13 protein-coding genes are annotated in these 15,119 nt (G+C 53.1%); 10 read left to right on the forward strand and 3 right to left on the reverse strand.

Annotated elements, in window-relative coordinates; genetic code table 11:
- The first annotated feature begins 42 nt into the window (after positions 1–42).
- From CF651_RS28380 to yicI, 5 genes are all read left to right on the forward strand, one after another.
- The gene (locus CF651_RS28380) at positions 43–1,299 is read left to right on the forward strand and encodes an ABC transporter substrate-binding protein (protein WP_179233035.1); all 1,257 of its coding nucleotides are present in this window, start codon (positions 43–45) and stop codon (positions 1,297–1,299) included.
- A gap of 126 nt (positions 1,300–1,425) precedes the next feature.
- Positions 1,426–2,352: a carbohydrate ABC transporter permease gene (locus CF651_RS28385; protein ID WP_094018230.1), complete on the forward strand. Its 927-nt coding sequence runs from the start codon at positions 1,426–1,428 to the stop codon at positions 2,350–2,352.
- The gene (locus CF651_RS28390; protein WP_094018231.1) at positions 2,352–3,185 is read left to right on the forward strand and encodes a carbohydrate ABC transporter permease; all 834 of its coding nucleotides are present in this window, start codon (positions 2,352–2,354) and stop codon (positions 3,183–3,185) included. Before CF651_RS28385 ends, CF651_RS28390 begins: the two co-directional genes overlap by 1 nt.
- Before the next feature lie 25 nt (positions 3,186–3,210).
- Positions 3,211–4,179 (forward strand): 2-hydroxyacid dehydrogenase, encoded by a 969-nt coding sequence (locus CF651_RS28395; RefSeq protein WP_094018232.1) that lies wholly within the window; start codon positions 3,211–3,213, stop codon positions 4,177–4,179.
- 67 nt (positions 4,180–4,246) lie between these two features.
- Entirely contained in the window at positions 4,247–6,574 is a 2,328-nt protein-coding gene (gene yicI, locus CF651_RS28400; protein ID WP_094018233.1) for an alpha-xylosidase, read from the forward strand.
- 84 nt (positions 6,575–6,658) lie between these two features.
- Here the strand turns inward: yicI and CF651_RS28405 are convergent, their stop codons facing one another.
- Positions 6,659–8,392 carry a sulfatase family protein gene (locus CF651_RS28405; protein ID WP_245856193.1) on the reverse strand — a complete coding sequence of 578 codons (1,734 nt, stop codon included), beginning with the start codon at positions 8,390–8,392 and terminating at the stop codon, positions 6,659–6,661.
- A gap of 238 nt (positions 8,393–8,630) precedes the next feature.
- Here CF651_RS28405 and CF651_RS28410 point away from each other — a divergent pair, with 238 nt between their 5' ends.
- A complete protein-coding gene (locus CF651_RS28410; RefSeq protein WP_094018234.1) occupies positions 8,631–9,404 on the forward strand; it encodes a pirin family protein in 774 nt (257 codons plus the stop codon).
- 123 nt (positions 9,405–9,527) lie between these two features.
- A complete protein-coding gene (locus CF651_RS28415) occupies positions 9,528–9,926 on the forward strand; it encodes a DoxX family protein (protein ID WP_425436349.1) in 399 nt (132 codons plus the stop codon).
- A 215-nt stretch (positions 9,927–10,141) separates the two neighbouring features.
- On the opposite strand, the gene CF651_RS28420 is transcribed toward CF651_RS28415, so the two are convergent.
- On the reverse strand, positions 10,142–11,029 hold the full coding sequence (locus CF651_RS28420; protein WP_094018236.1) for a TIGR01777 family oxidoreductase: 888 nt from the start codon (positions 11,027–11,029) through the stop codon (positions 10,142–10,144).
- 148 nt (positions 11,030–11,177) lie between these two features.
- On the opposite strand from CF651_RS28420, the gene CF651_RS28425 reads away from it, so the two are divergent.
- Positions 11,178–11,513, forward strand: coding sequence for an MGMT family protein (locus CF651_RS28425; protein ID WP_094018237.1), 336 nt, complete (start codon positions 11,178–11,180; stop codon positions 11,511–11,513).
- A 62-nt stretch (positions 11,514–11,575) separates the two neighbouring features.
- Positions 11,576–12,154 carry a uracil-DNA glycosylase gene (locus CF651_RS28430; RefSeq protein WP_094018238.1) on the forward strand — a complete coding sequence of 193 codons (579 nt, stop codon included), beginning with the start codon at positions 11,576–11,578 and terminating at the stop codon, positions 12,152–12,154.
- A gap of 116 nt (positions 12,155–12,270) precedes the next feature.
- Here CF651_RS28430 and CF651_RS28435 read toward each other — a convergent pair whose 3' ends face one another.
- Positions 12,271–13,428 (reverse strand): asparaginase, encoded by a 1,158-nt coding sequence (locus CF651_RS28435; RefSeq protein WP_179233036.1) that lies wholly within the window; start codon positions 13,426–13,428, stop codon positions 12,271–12,273.
- 442 nt (positions 13,429–13,870) lie between these two features.
- Here CF651_RS28435 and CF651_RS28440 point away from each other — a divergent pair, with 442 nt between their 5' ends.
- On the forward strand, positions 13,871–15,067 hold the full coding sequence (locus tag CF651_RS28440; RefSeq protein ID WP_094018240.1) for a ParM/StbA family protein: 1,197 nt from the start codon (positions 13,871–13,873) through the stop codon (positions 15,065–15,067).
- The last annotated feature ends 52 nt before the right edge of the window (positions 15,068–15,119 follow it).

Raw genomic sequence — 15,119 nt, forward strand, 5'->3', positions numbered from 1 at the left:
AATGCATATTGATTTCTAAATTTTATGAGGGGGAAGTATCCAATGAACAAAAATGTTAAGAAGCTTACGCTAGCCGCCGCAGCTATGTCTCTCCTGCTGACAGCCTGCGCGCCGTCAGGCGAAGCGCCTAAGTCGAATTCGGCCAATGGGCAAGCAGGCGGTGATAAGGTGACCATCCAGTGGTGGGATTCCATGACGAGCGAAGCAACACAGGGAGCTCTGAAGAAAATAATTGCCGATTACGAGACAGCTCACCCGAATGTCAAAATTGAGCGAACCTTCGTTTCCTTCGCCGATATCAAAAATAAGCTGCTGCTGGGCGCAGCCGGCAACCAAATGCCGGACATCGTCTGGATCGATAATCCGGACCATCAAGCGTTTGCTGCCGCAGGCATTCTAGCTGATATTTCGAATGAGGTCAAAGCGTGGGGCCAAGCGGACAAGTACTTCGAAGGCCCGTGGTCCTCAACGATGTACAAAGGTAAAAACTACGGCGTACCGATCGGCAGTAACGATCTTGCCTTGTATTATAACGTCGATATGCTGAAGGCTGCTGGTGTAAATCCGCCGAAAACGTGGGCTGAATTGCTCGATGCCGCCAAAAAGCTGACGAAGCAGGATGTATACGGTTTCTCGATGACGGCCGTCAAAACGGAGGAAGGCACATTCCAATTCCTGCCGCTCATGTATCAAGCCGGCTCCGATATTCCGAACTTTAACAGTCAAGGAACCATTGATGCCGCCAATCTGTTGAAGAACATGGCTTCCAACGGCTATATGTCCAAGGAAGTCATCAACCAGAAGCAGTCCGATACGGTTGTTCAATTTTCCACGGGTAAAGTAGCCATGATGATCAACGGTACGTGGCAAATTCCGCTGCTAAGAAAAGAAGGCAAAGTAAATTGGGATGTTGTAGAGCTGCCTGTCAATAAGCAGGGCGGAACGATTCTCGGTGGCGAGAACTGGGCGATTACAGCCGCTTCCAAGCATAAAGACGTCGCCTTTGATGTCATCAAATTCGCGAACGAGCCGGACCGCTTGAAAACCTTCTTGAAAGCCGCAGGCCGGCTTCCAGCGCGTTCCGATTACTTGAACGATCCTTTCTGGCAGGAAGATAAGCAGCTTAAAGTGTTCGCCGATGCGATGAAGGTGGCCAAAGCCCGCGCTTACGGCCCGAACTATCCAAAAATTTCCGAAGCGATCCAAATGATGATGCAGGAAGTGATTACGGGTGCGAAGACGCCGGAAGCAGCCGTGAAGGATGCGGATGCCAAAATAAAGCCGAACCTGCAGCAGTAAGGGAAAGAGCGACATAGCGATATCCTTTCCTTGCATACCGCATTGGATGGATATCGCATCATTCAATAGGAGAAAGGGGATACGGCACAACCGTATCCCCCTAATTTGGGAAACAGGGGTGGAGAGATGAAGTCCCAAAGTATAGACGGAAGCTACAGGGGCCATCGGGGCGGCAAATGGTTTTCCACGTGGAACAATTATTTATTTGTTCTGCCTGCTCTGGTATTTATGGCTGTATTTATCATTTATCCGATTTTGTATAACCTCGTGCTCAGCTTTCAGGATGTGAACGTGTACAACCTGAAGGGAGAGCATCATTTTATCGGTCTGAGCAACTACATTAAGTCCCTAAAGGACGAAGTCTTCTATATTTCAACGAAAAATTCGATTGTTTTTACGATCGTCAGCATCTTCTTTCAATTCGCGATCGGCTTTGCGCTAGCGCTATTTTTCAATATGAAATTCCCGGGGCGCAACTTGTTCCGTTCCTTAATGCTGCTTGCCTGGATGCTGCCTGTCGTCATTACGGGCACGGTGTTTCAATGGATGATGTCCGGCGATTACGGGGTCATCAACTATTTTCTGCAAGCGTTAGGCATAATCGATAAGCCCGTAAATTGGCTGAGTGAGGGAAGCACGGCGCTGCTCGGTACGATTGTCGCGAACATTTGGACCGGAATTCCGTTCAACATGATTATTCTGCTCTCCGGACTGCAGACACTGCCTACGCAGCTGTATGAAGCGGCGAAGCTGGATGGCGCCAACCGCTTTCTTCAATTTAGGCACATCACGCTGCCGCTCATGAGACCGACGATTCTGGTTCTTCTCATGCTGGGCATTATTTATACATTCAAGGTGTTCGATCTGATCTTCATCATGACGGCGGGCGGACCGGTGACCTCTTCGACGGTGCTGCCGATTTATGCGTACCAGCTTTCCTTCACGACGTTTGAGTTCAGCCAGGGAGCGGCGGTATCGATGATTATGTTCGTGCTGCTGATCCTTGTAGCTGTCGTGTACTTGAGAATGTCGAACAAGGAGGAGGTTCACTAATGGAAGAGTCCAGATGGAAAACGTCCGGTGCGACGCTTATCGCGGTCTTGTTCATGATCGTCTTCCTGTTCCCGGTGTACTGGATGGTCAAAACGTCCGTCACGCCGATTACCGAGCTGTATCATAACCCGCCGCATCTGCTTCCGGTGAAGGCGACATTCGATTCCTACATCAACAACTTCGTCCGCAACCGCGATATGATCGGCTACATCGGCAACAGTATCATCATTGCCACAGGCACGATGCTGCTTTCACTTGTGCTGGCGGTACCTGCCGCTTATGCGCTTGCGCGTCTGACGATCAAAGGAAAATCGATCATCATGATCTTGCTGCTGTCGATTCAGATGCTGCCGGGAATTATGATGGCGATGCCCTTGTACATTATGTTTTCCAAGGTCGGGCTGACCGATAATTTTGCCGGCTTGATCTTTGCGGATTTGATTCATGCGCTGCCGTTCGCGATTATTACGCTGCGCCCGTTTTTCCTGAGCTTGCCGGGGGGACTGGAGGAGGCGGCGATGATCGACGGCTGCAACAAGTTTACGTCGTTTACCCAAATTATTTTACCGCTGGTTACGCCGGGGCTGCTGACGGTCGCCGTATTCTGCTTCTTGTTCGGCTGGGGCGACTTTATCTTCGCGCTGACGCTCACATCAGGCAATGCCGTCCGCCCGCTGACGCTTGGCTTGTACCGGTTTATCGGCCAGTATGGCACCGAGTGGAACAACCTGATGGCGGTAGCTACCCTCGCGGCTCTGCCGATTATTATCATTTTTGTCTCGATGCAAAAATATGTGGTCGGCGGCATTACAGCCGGTTCCATGAAGGATTAATAGACCTGGAGGGAGGGACCGTTGGATGAAACCGTGTGTATATATCGCAAGAAATTTGCCTGAAGAAGTAAAGACGTACTTGGCGGAGCATTGTGAAGTCCGTATGTGGCAGAGGAACGAATCCATTACTCCGGAGCAGCTGAAGCAGGAAATCGGTGATGCGGAAGGGTTGATGGTAACGGGAACCCCGGTGCAGGAGACTGTGCTGGAAGCGGCTCCGAGGCTGCGGGTCGTCAGCAATTTATCCGTAGGCTACAACAATATCGATGTGCAGGCGCTCAAGGCAAGAGGGATTGTTGCTGCGCATACGCCGTATGTGCTGGATGAAACGGTTGCCGACCTGGCCTTCGCCCTTATGCTTGGCACAGCCCGCAGAGTCGCAGAGCTCGATCGGTTCGTGAAAGCAGGCAAATGGCGGAAGGGCCAGGACGCCGAGCTGTTCGGAGTCGATGTGCATCATGCGAAGCTGGGCATTATCGGAATGGGACGCATCGGGGAAGCGATCGCCCGTCGGGCCAAGCTCGGTTTCCTGATGGACGTCGTCTATTACAACCGGAGCCCGAGGCCGGATGTCGAGGCGAAGCTCGGGATCGCGTACAGCCCGCTTAAGGACCTGCTGCAAACGTCCGATTACGTGCTGCTGATGACGCCGCTAACGCCGCAAACCAAGCACCTGATGGGGGAAGCACAGTTTGCATTAATGAAGAAGAGCGCGATTTTTATTAACGTATCGCGTGGCGAAACGGTAGATGAGCAGGCGCTTGTACAGGCGCTCCAGCAGAAGCAAATCTACGGCGCGGGTCTCGATGTGTACGAGCAGGAGCCGATTGCTCCGGACCATCCGCTGCTTGCGATGGATCAGGTTGTCGCCCTGCCGCATTTGGGCTCCGCTACGGCGGCTACCCGTCTGAGCATGGCTTTTGCCGCAGCGCGCAATCTTGTGCATGCGTTGAAGGGCGAAGGCCCGGTCCAAGTCATTCCGGAGCTGCAATAGGGGTTGCCATAATAGCTGCAATAATTAAAAAAATAGATAAATACAGACAATGGGTGGAGGAACTGGAATGAAATTTACTGATGGCTATTGGCATGTAAGGCAAGGCAATGTTTTGAATTACCCGGTGGAAATTCGTCAGATTCGGACGCAGCCCGATAAGCTGACGGTGCTTGCAGCTTGCAAAAAGATTGTGACGCGGGGAGACACGCTGAACACGGCGATTCTTACCGTAAATTATACTTCTCCGATGCCGGATGTGATCTGCGTCGAGCTCGTTCACCATGACGGCCGGCTGCCTAAGGGGCCGGAATTCGATAAACAAGTGATCGGGGGCCTCTCGGTCGAGGTTGAGAACGGAGGAGACATCGCCAGCTTCACAAGTGGCAAGCTCCGCCTGCAAGTGCATAAAAACGAGGGCTGGAATACCGAGTTTCTCTATGACGGCAAGCGTCTGACCGGCAGCGGCTACAAGAGTCCGGGGCATATCCGTACGCCGGACCAGAACACATATATGAGAGAGCAGCTCGACCTGAGCGTCGGCGAGTATATCTATGGCCTCGGTGAACGCTTCACTCCGTTTGTCAAAAACGGCCAGGTTGTTGACCTGTGGAACGAGGACGGAGGGACGTGCAGCGAGCAGGCTTACAAAAATGTTCCATTTTATATTTCCAACTTCGGCTATGGCGTATTCGTCGATCATCCGGAGCGCGTATCGTACGAGGTGGCTTCCGAGCAAGTCTCGAAGGTACAGTTCAGTGTGCCGGGCGAATCGTTAAAATATTATATCATCGGCGGCGCCTCCATGAAGGAGGTTCTGGGCAACTATACGAAGCTGACCGGCAAGCCGGCTCTCCCTCCGGCCTGGTCTTACGGGCTGTGGCTGACGACCTCGTTCACGACCAGCTATGACGAGGCTACCGTCAACAGCTTTATCGACGGCATGTTCGAGAGGGATATTCCGCTGCACGTATTCCATTTCGACTGCTTCTGGATGAAGGAGTTTCAATGGTGCGACTTCGAGTGGGATCGCGATGTTTTCCCTGATCCGCAGGGCATGCTGAACCGGTTGAAGAGCAAAGGCTTGAACATTTGCGTTTGGATCAACTCCTACATTGCCCAGCAGTCGTATTTGTTTGAGGAAGGCAAGAAGAACGGCTATCTGGTCAAAACCAAGGATGGCGGCGTTTGGCAGTGGGATCGCTGGCAGGGCGGTATGGGGCTCGTCGACTTCACCAATCCGGCGGCAGTACGCTGGTACAAGGGCAAGCTCAAGACATTGATCGAAATGGGCGTGGACTGCTTCAAAACGGACTTCGGCGAACGGATTCCGACCGATGTCGTCTACTTTGACGGCTCCGATCCGGTCAAAATGCACAATTATTATACGCACTTATATAATAAAGCGGTATTCGAAGTACTGGAAGAGACGAAAGGGAAAAATGAGGCGATGGTATTCGCCCGTTCCGCAACGGCAGGCGGGCAGCAGTTCCCGGTTCACTGGGGCGGCGACTGCACGGCCAGCTACAACTCGATGGCGGAAACGCTGCGCGGCGGCTTATCGCTGGGTCTTTCCGGCTTCGGCTTCTGGAGCCACGATATCAGCGGCTTCGAGAATACGGCGACGCCGGACCTGTACAAGCGCTGGAGCGCCTTCGGTCTGCTGTCCTCGCACAGCCGCTTGCACGGCAGCCAATCGTACCGGGTGCCTTGGCTGTTTGATGACGAGGCGAGCGATGTGCTGCGCTATTTCACGAAGCTGAAATCGACGCTGATGCCGTATTTGTTCAGCTCTTCCATCGAAACGACACAAACCGGCCTGCCGATGATGCGGGCGATGGTGCTCGAGTTTGAAGGAGACGCGACATGCGAGCAGCTCGACCGCCAGTATATGCTTGGCGAATCCTTGTTGGTGGCTCCGATCTTCAACGCACAGGGAACGGCCAAGTATTACTTGCCGGAAGGGCGCTGGACGAATTTCCTGGACGGGCGTGTCGTCGAAGGCGGGCGCTGGGTGACCGAGCAGCATGACTATTTCAGCCTGCCAATGATGGCTCGGCCGAACAGCCTGATCGCAGTCGGCCAAAACGAGCTGCGCCCGGACTACGATTACGCGGACGGCGTCGTGCTTCATGCGTTTGAGCTTGAAGAAGGACGCGAGGCGTCAGCCGCCGTATACAGCGTCAAAGCGGAGCTGGAGCTTGAGGTTCGCGCGGTACGTACCGGGAAGCGCATGGATATTGCGGCAAGCGGCGCAGGCAAGCCGTGGGAGCTGATCCTGCGCGGCGTGGGCGAGGTGGCCTCGGTTACTGGAGCGGAGTGGAGCGTCACAGCTGCAGGCGTGCGCTTGGTTCCGCAAGCGGGAGCCGACCGCATCACTGTGCAGCTGAAAGGGTAAACAGAACCGGCTACCCCCTGCCATTCTAAAAGCCAGGTCTCCCTCCGTGGAGGACCTGGCTTTTTCCAATTCCGGTTATACTGTTCATATGCCCCTAGGGGTATTTTGTGTGGAAGGCATCAGCCGTTTCCTGCGGCGTTGTTCCTCCAGCAGAACGGCAAGCTCCGCTTGGGCCTGCCTCGAGGCTTCCGTCGCTAACTCCGGGCGGGCTAAATTGACCCGTTCGGAAGCATCCTCCGACAAGTTGTACAGCTCGTATTCATCGGTGACCTTAGGGTCATTCGGATGGGGTCGGGGCTCCAAACGCTCGAAATAGCGGGAATATTTCCATAGCGCCCGCTTTCCGTCCGCGGAGAGCCGGGCAATCACAGTTTCGATCCGATTTGGCTGCACTACGGGCTGGTAGGGCATCCCCCATATGCCGACCTGACTCTCATTTCTTGTCGGGTCGTCATCGGTCATAAAATAGATAGGTTCTTCACGAACGACGGTATCCTGATCCAGCATGAGGGGAGACAAATCTCGACCCACAAGCGGATGCACTTCCGTGTGGTCTGTCTTCAACCGCATTCGGGCCTGTACCTGGTCTATGCCGGCCAGCCCGAGCAAAGTAGGCAGAAGATCGACATGGGAGGTCGGGAGCTCTGCGGATGCGGGGGACGGAAATAATTTTGGATTGTGGATGATGAGAGGGACGCGGATGTTTTCCTCGTAGGCACAGTACCATTTCTGATGCAGTCCGCCATGGGCCCCTAACAGCTCGCCGTGATCCGACGTGAACACCACGATCGTATCCTCGTAGAAGGAAGAGGCTTGAAGCCGGTGTAACACCTGCAGCATTTGGCGGTCGACGTTCTTTTGAAGCTGGTAATACAGCTGGCGGTAAAAGGTAGTGTTTGCCGTAGGTTGGAAGGCAAGCGGATAGATCTCGCGGTAGCTCCGCTGACAGCGCGGCTTCGCAAGCAGCGTTTCCGAAAGGGTGGGCGGTGGCGGAATATCAGGAACGGTGCGCTCCACTTCAAAGCGGAAGAGCGGGCTCCTCCGGCTAATTTCCCCGAATAAAGCGATATCGTGCGGGTTGACGAAGGAGCAGACGATAAGCCAAGGGGGGAAGTCCTCGCCAGGCGCCCTCTTGTACTGCCGATCGAGGCTTTCAATCTGCGCAGCTGCTTCCGCCGCATAAATTTGATCCCGCCCCGCCAAGCCAATGGCTGCAGAAGAGCCTGAATTATGCGGTTTGACGCCGTGAGGCTCCGGCCCGACCCAACCGTGAAAGCCGTAGGCCTCCAACCGGTCGGCATGGATATAGATGCTTTCTTTGTTCTGATCCGGAAAGCCGGTAGAAGGATCATAGCTTGGAAAGGCATCATGGGTGCCCGGAATGCCGATATCCGCATGGGACACATGCCATTTGCCGTAATAGTAGGTTTGGTAGCCGCCGGCACGGAAATAATCACCGAGGGTAGGAACTGTGTTCGGATCCAGCCAATAAATATCCGGGCTCGCAGCGTCCTTCCCGGGGAAGCTCGTTTGGGTCACACCGTGCAGGGAAGGATACTGGCCGGTGAGCAGGGTGGCGCGGCTCGGACAGCAAGCGACGGAACCGGTATAATGGCGATGAAATTCCATGCCGTTGTGCCGAAGCCATTCATGGGCAAGCAGATGCTTTTGCCGCCAAGCGCGAAGAGCACTTGTTTCATACACGGGAGGATACCGCTCCTCGTCGACAAGGACCAACAGAATGTTCGGCCTGCGGCGGAAGGGGCTTCGCATCCTATCCCTGGGGGCTGCGTTGGGTAGGGTATAGGTTTCCGGCATGGCACATCGTCTCCTTTCGCTATTCATCCAAAGCTAAATATATGTAAGGCATGAGGTCTTCACCACTGTGTGTATAAAAAAACTGGAACCCCGGGCGGCCTGGGATTTTCAGGAGGAGATCTTTTTTTTGAATTCCTATTGACAGGGAAATGATTGGGGTGTATATTTATCTTAAATTAAAGATAATTAAATTTAAGGTTATTAAAATTAAGATATATTTTACGAGGAGGTTATTTCTATGCAAACAAGAGTATATACCCCTGCAATGCAGGCCGTCGGCCAATTCGACGGTGGCAAAATCAAAGAGCAGAAGCCGATCGGTTTCTCGGGCGAAGGCTCTGTTATCCGGCGGGTAGGTCCGTTGTTTTACTGGGCATGGGCCACTTCGAGCGAGGATGCCAGGATTGGTCTGCATCCCCATCAAGGCTTTGAGATTATGACGTATGTGGTAAAGGGCCAGGCGTTTCACGGGGATACCCTCGGGACCGATAGCACGGTAGGTGCAGGCGGGGTACAGGTAATGCAAACCGGCTCCGGTGTCAGTCATCAAGAGAAGCTGGGCGCCGATTCGGAGCTGTTCCAAATTTGGTTTGAGCCTGAATTGATGGAGGCTATGGGCAGAACGCCAACCTATCGCCAATATGAGCATGAGGATTTTCCGCAAGTGAGCGGTAGTGGGTTCCACGTGAAAACCGTGATCGGAACCGGTGCTCCGATTGAACTGGTGGCTGATGCACAAATGTGGGATGTGGAGATTGATGCCGGCGCCAGCTACGCTCACCAAGTGGAGGTAGGCTATACGTTAACCGCTTTAGCGATTCGAGGCCATGGATCATGGATCACGACAGGGCAAGCGCAGCAGATAGCCCCATTCCAGCACAAGGATTTTATTGTCGCGGCAGCGGAAGTGCAGACCGGTTTTGAAATAGTGAATTCGGGGGAGGAAGCGATGCGGATCATTCTTATTCAGGTTCCGACAAGAGTGAACTATCCGCTCTATCCAAAGCGATAAGAATTAGCGATTAACGCGATCGTTCATCTTTGTAATGCTTTGATAGAGGTTTTCACACGCCACATATCTTAAATTTAAGATTATCAAACTAAAAACAAATAGGAGATGATAGAAATGGTAGCAATGGGATTAGGATTGTTGTTGGTTCGTTTGGTAGTAGGGTTGTTGTTTGTGGGGCACGGGGCTCAGAAGCTGTTCGGCTGGTTCGGCGGGTATGGTCCGAAGGGAACGGGCGGTTGGATGGATTCGATCGGCATTAAACCTGGGGTCTTCATGGCTGTCCTCGTCGGCTTGATGGAGCTGGTGGGGGGTGCACTGTTTGTTGTCGGCTTGTTCACTCCTGCTGCCGGTGTGCTTATTGCTCTAACGATGGTCGGTGCCATTGTCAAAGTACACGGAGGCAACGGCTTGTGGGCCACAGCCAACGGCTATGAATATCATTTGGTCTTGATCGCCGCAGCTGTCGGCATCGCATTGACAGGTGCAGGGGCCTATTCGTTGGATGCGCTGCTGAGCTTCTAACGAAAGAGGCTTCCTTCTCACCCGGCCCAGGCAAGGCAATGGCAGAGGAGGGCGGCAGGTCCATGACAAGGCCTCGGCTAAAGTAGCGCGACCGTCTCTGTAAAGCCGCGGCCCCAGCTGTTAATGTAAGTGGCCCCCCGGCCGGGGGAGGTCCGTCCAAAAGGAGGGCCTGCCGGCGGAAGGGTCGTCGTCCTGCTAGCCGCTGGTCTCAAAGCTTACCGAACCAAATTCTGAAGAGTCTGGTCGAGTCGGGGAAAGCGGAAGGCATAGCCTGCTTCCGTCAATCTTTCCGGAACGACCCACCGGCTCTTCAGGATGAGTTCGGTTTCTGTGCGGATGAGCCATGCGCCGAGCTCCAGCAACCAGGCGGGGGCCGGCAGTCCGAACGGCCGGTTCATGGCAGTCCGCAGCTGCTGCATCAGCTCCTTGTTGGTGACAGGGTAAGGGGAGGAGCAGTTGAAAACTCCGCTCAAATCGTCCCTCTCCAGCAGGAAAAGAATGATTTGGAATAGATCCTCGATGTGGATCCAGCTGAATTTCTGAGTACCGGGACCTTGAATCCCGCCGAGTCCATAACGGACGAGGTGCTTGTAAGGGGTCATAACACCGCCGTGTTTCCCCAGGACGATAGCGATTCTTAGTGCGATTTGCCTTGTGCTGGGCAGTTCGCAGGAAAAGAACGTGCGCTCCCATGCTTGGGCCACTTCCACGGAAAAGCCGGAGCCGATGTCTCCGCCCGATTCCGTCATGGGCCGGTCCACGGCATGCCTGTAGATCGTGGCTGTGCTGGAATTCATCCATACGGCGGGAGGGTGGGTGCAGGCGGATACGGCCTTGCCGAGTATCGCTGTTGTCTCAGTCCTGGAACGCATAATTTCTTCTTTGTTCCTGTCGTTATAGCGGCAATCTACCGATTTGCCTGCAAGATTGATAAGAAGCTGAGCGTGCTCGAGCGCCTGAACGATGCCATCGAGGTCATCCCAAGCAATATGAGAGGGCTGTCTTGATATGATGGCGACCTCATACCCGAGCTGGCGAAACTTTGTCTCCAGATAGGTTCCGACAAAACCGGTGCCCCCGGCTATGACCACTTTTTTAATCATTTCCCCGCATCCCCTTTCGCGAATTCGTGAGCCAACACCATTACAGCTAACAACCGATATGATAATCTTATGGTAGCATATTTGGAGCCGATAGATAGCCGCGGAAATGACAAATATAGGAACGTGGGGCTCGGATTGGGGGACATGTATGAATCCTTATACGAAGAGAGTCGTAGAGATGATAAAAAGCATTCCGCCTGGGTATGTCATGACCTATGGACAAGTGGCGGAGCTCGCCGGAAACCGGAGAGGGGCCCGGCAGGTGGTAAGGATTTTGCATACGCTAAGCCATGTCCATCAGCTTCCCTGGCACAGGGTTATCAATGCCAAAGGGGAAATCGCCATACAGGATGACACGGCAAGGCTGTTTCAATCCGCCTCGCTTCAAGCGGAAGGCGTTGAAGTCACGCTGGAGGGAAAGGTCGACTTGATGAAGTACCGGTACATGCCGGATTTTATGGGGGAAGAGGCAGATTGGATGTAGAGGGGAATGACGGGCCGGATCGTTGGGAACAGTAGTCATGACAACCATGTGGAGATGAGCTTATGACTGCGTTCAAGCCGGAAATATTGCGGGAGGAAGCTCCACCCGCCTTTGCGGCCCAATGCCAAGGCTGCGAACTGGCCCGCCAGCGGCACCGGGTGGTATGGGGAGAGGGGAATCAGCAGGCGCCGATATTCATTCTTATGGATAATCCCGGGGCGAGAGAGGATAAGGAGGGCCATCCTTTTGTTTGCGGCACCCGGGAGACGCTTCAGCTTGGGATGAAGGAAGCCGGGCTGGAGTTGAGCCAGGTTTACGTAAGCTATTTGCTTAAATGCCGCCCGGTCCGGGCATACGATAAGCCCCTGGCCCGGGAAGCATGCTTCTCCCATTTGCGCTTTCAGCTGGAGGAGAAGAAGCCTTGTATTCTGCTCGGATTAGGCAATATCGTCGTTCAAACCTTATATCCGGAGCAGGAAGCGGATGTGAAAGGTTACCGGGGGCGATGGCATGCTTATGAGGGCATACCGTCGGTATTCTCATATCATCCGCTGGCGGTACGGCGAAGACCGGTGCTCATGAAGTACTTCGTCCAGGATTTGAAGCTAGTAGCTGAGCGCAATAAAGCAGGATTGTGCTAAAGAACAGCTGAACGATGCGTTCGGCAAAGCCTGAATCTTCTGCCAGCAAAATAAGAAAAAGGAAGGTCGCCGGTCTGCCGCGCATGCAGCAGATTCGGTGATCTTCCTTTTTTGCCTTACTTATCTGTTAGATCGACTTGGGGGGCGCCATAGGTCTCGAACCAGCCCTTGATCGTATCGGCGTTTTTGGAGAAGGACAAGCTCACAAGCAGCATGATGCGAGCGTGCTGTGCATTCAAGTTGTCTCCTGCAATAATATTTTTGCCACCGGAGTAAATGCTGCCGGAGCCTGTGCGGGTCGTAGTGACGAAAATAACGCCTTTTTCCTCAATCGCTTTTTGCCGCGCTTCGCTCATCGCTTTGGAAATCCCTCCGGCGCCTGTACCGGCCGTCACGATCCCTTGTGCGCCTCCGGCTACAAAACCGTCGATAGCCTCGCGTCCCGCGCCTTGGTAAGAGAAAGCAATTTCTACCTTCGGCAAATCCTCCTTCTTGATTCGCGTCAGATCAAATGGCGTCGCCCATTCATAGGCGGGCTTCAGGCTGCGCGCGGGTGCGCGGTAGATCCGGATATTTTTCTCGTCGATATATCCGAGCATCCCGAGCTGTGGAGACTCGAACGTATCAGTGCGGTAATCGTTTGTTTTGGTCACTTCTCTTGCCGCGTGAATCGTATCGTTGAGCATCAGCACTGTCCCGAAGTATTTCGTTTTGCCGCTGCCTGCAAGCTTAATGGCATTGTACAAATTCGCCTGTGCGTCACTTCCGATAACGGTCCAAGGCCTCATGGAGCCTGTAACGACTACCGGTTTCGGACTTTGAACGGTCAGATCCAGGAAATAAGCGATTTCCTCCATCGTATCCGTTCCCGTCGTTACGACAACGCCGTCCTGCTCCTTCAAAGCCGCATCCACTTGCAGAGACAGATCGTACAAGTCCTGCATTGAATAAGCTGAAGAACCGGAGTTTCCGAATTGCGTTGTGGTTACTTCCGCGATCCGGTCTTTATTGGGCAGTGCATCGACCATATCTTGAATTAGCAAAGTTCCAGCCTTGTAGTTCTGGAAACTGGTTTCGTCCACGGATTTACCGGAAATGGTCCCCCCGGTGCCGATAACTTTCACTTTAGGCAGAGAAGATGGAGCGGCTGCTTCCTCGCTTGCCGCGAATGCGGTAGAGGATGGCAGAAGACTTACAGGGGCGGCCAGAGCGGACAGCAGGAGACTGGATGTCAAGCAAACCTTAAGCAGACTGTGATGAAAAGTAATTGGCATATGTATGTCCCTCCCAAGTATGCTTAGATATTGTGTTAGATAAACTAACATATATCTAACTTTATGGAAGTAATCATAAGGGGATGGTCACCGATTGATCAAATACCGAATGGACCAGATAAAACGCATACATCCACATTTATCATCCATATGCGCGAAAATGCAGAACCTGAAGTCTTTTTATCAAAAAATCTATTTTGGCAGTCGATTGTGTTATTTGTATGTTATTTATTATGACACTCAAGTTTGGGTTGGACTCCCTCGAACGCACCTTCATCAAGGGCAAAATAACTACAAAATCCGACGGCATAAATGGAAACGAATGGGGCATTTATTGGGCCCTTCAGCAGGTTGTTTAATAATACCATGTATGGCAAAGTATTACTTAGTCGCCGTTTATATCATTTATTTAACGATAGATTCATATAAGGAGGAAGGCCTCATGAATTACCACTTTTTCGTAGGTAACGATAATGGAAACAGCGAACACGATTTGATCGTTGACGGCAAGCTTATCCAGCAGCCTAACGTCAATTGTACGGTGGACGAGCTTCCATGGAGCGAGGAGCAGGCGCCCGAAAGCTTCATCAAAAACCTGCAGGAACAATTGGTCGTGACCGTCGATTCTCCGGCTGCCCGTCCGGGCATGTACTATGTCGGCGCCTTCGCCCTGGAGAGCGGAGAGATTTTAGATAATTTGCAGATCGGTATCGACTTGAAATGCGATATGGATTTGCCCGTTGTGAACACGCTGGCCCAGATTGCTGCGGTAGCCGTACAGAAGGCGTACGATGAGGAGAAAAAGGTGCCCGACCACATTGATGTGGAGGTCGATATGGCAACGGCGCTGCCGGTTACGCAGCATACGGACGAAACTTCCGCTAAATTCGAGAAGCGGTTTACGTCCGGCTCCCACCATGTGACGGTCCACCTTGGCATGCACCGGGTGGCGGTTAAGATTGTATTCCCATTTACGAAGGTGGTGCCGGAAGCGACACCTGTCATTTTCTCGCTGCAAAAGGATGCCGACGGCAACTGGCGGGAAGGGGACATTTTCCGGGAATTTGCCGAGCATTATGCAATAGATAAGAAGTTCAACGGCAATTATTTCAAAGATAAGCGCATTCTGCATGTGGATATTGGCGACGGCTCGACGGAATACCCGATTACCGAAGGGAACAAGTTTCTGCGTCAGTTCGTTCATGGCAGCCATCACGGGACAGGCTATGCGATTGAAGAGGCGCTGGACGAGTTCAACCGGCTAATCCATTTGCCCGACAGCCCACGGCAGTTTTTCAGCGATGTGATCAAAAATCCGAAGCACAAGTATCACGCCCGGGCCATCAAAACGCTCAAGCGACCCCTCGAAAGCCAGGTCCGTCAAATTGTGCAGAATGTGAAGCGTCAGCTGAACAAGGCCCGTAATGAAATCGACCTCATCTGTGTCTATGGAGGCGGAAGTATTCTGATGCGGTCCATGCTGTATCCCCAGCTGGAGGAGCTGTGCCTGGAGCGGGAAATGCAGCTTCTGTACATCCCGGCCGATTACGCGGTGCAGCTGAATGCGATGGGACTCGATGCCTTTGTTCGCGGCAAAATTTATGAGGCGTTGAAAAATAAAGCGTTCCAGCCCGCCTAAAGGCGGAGGGCTTTCTCTGTGTGAGCTGGAATGCGATTCAATAGATGCCGGA

Origin of the sequence: Paenibacillus rigui (assembly GCF_002234615.1) — a bacterium.
Taxonomy (GTDB): Bacteria; Bacillota; Bacilli; order Paenibacillales; family NBRC-103111; genus Paenibacillus_S; species Paenibacillus_S rigui.

Bases quoted from the DNA above. Each gene is read 5' to 3' on its own strand.
- CF651_RS28380 (WP_179233035.1), top strand. From the start codon at position 43: ATGAACAAAAATGTTAAGAAGCTTACGCTAGCCGCCGCAGCTATGTCT.
- CF651_RS28385 (WP_094018230.1), top strand. From the start codon at position 1,426: ATGAAGTCCCAAAGTATAGACGGAAGCTACAGGGGCCATCGGGGCGGC.
- CF651_RS28390 (WP_094018231.1), top strand. From the start codon at position 2,352: ATGGAAGAGTCCAGATGGAAAACGTCCGGTGCGACGCTTATCGCGGTC.
- CF651_RS28395 (WP_094018232.1), top strand. From the start codon at position 3,211: ATGAAACCGTGTGTATATATCGCAAGAAATTTGCCTGAAGAAGTAAAG.
- yicI (WP_094018233.1), top strand. From the start codon at position 4,247: ATGAAATTTACTGATGGCTATTGGCATGTAAGGCAAGGCAATGTTTTG.
- CF651_RS28405 (WP_245856193.1), bottom strand. From the start codon at position 8,392: ATGCCGGAAACCTATACCCTACCCAACGCAGCCCCCAGGGATAGGATG.
- CF651_RS28410 (WP_094018234.1), top strand. From the start codon at position 8,631: ATGCAAACAAGAGTATATACCCCTGCAATGCAGGCCGTCGGCCAATTC.
- CF651_RS28415 (WP_425436349.1), top strand. From the start codon at position 9,528: ATGGGATTAGGATTGTTGTTGGTTCGTTTGGTAGTAGGGTTGTTGTTT.
- CF651_RS28420 (WP_094018236.1), bottom strand. From the start codon at position 11,029: ATGATTAAAAAAGTGGTCATAGCCGGGGGCACCGGTTTTGTCGGAACC.
- CF651_RS28425 (WP_094018237.1), top strand. From the start codon at position 11,178: ATGAATCCTTATACGAAGAGAGTCGTAGAGATGATAAAAAGCATTCCG.
- CF651_RS28430 (WP_094018238.1), top strand. From the start codon at position 11,576: ATGACTGCGTTCAAGCCGGAAATATTGCGGGAGGAAGCTCCACCCGCC.
- CF651_RS28435 (WP_179233036.1), bottom strand. From the start codon at position 13,428: ATGCCAATTACTTTTCATCACAGTCTGCTTAAGGTTTGCTTGACATCC.
- CF651_RS28440 (WP_094018240.1), top strand. From the start codon at position 13,871: ATGAATTACCACTTTTTCGTAGGTAACGATAATGGAAACAGCGAACAC.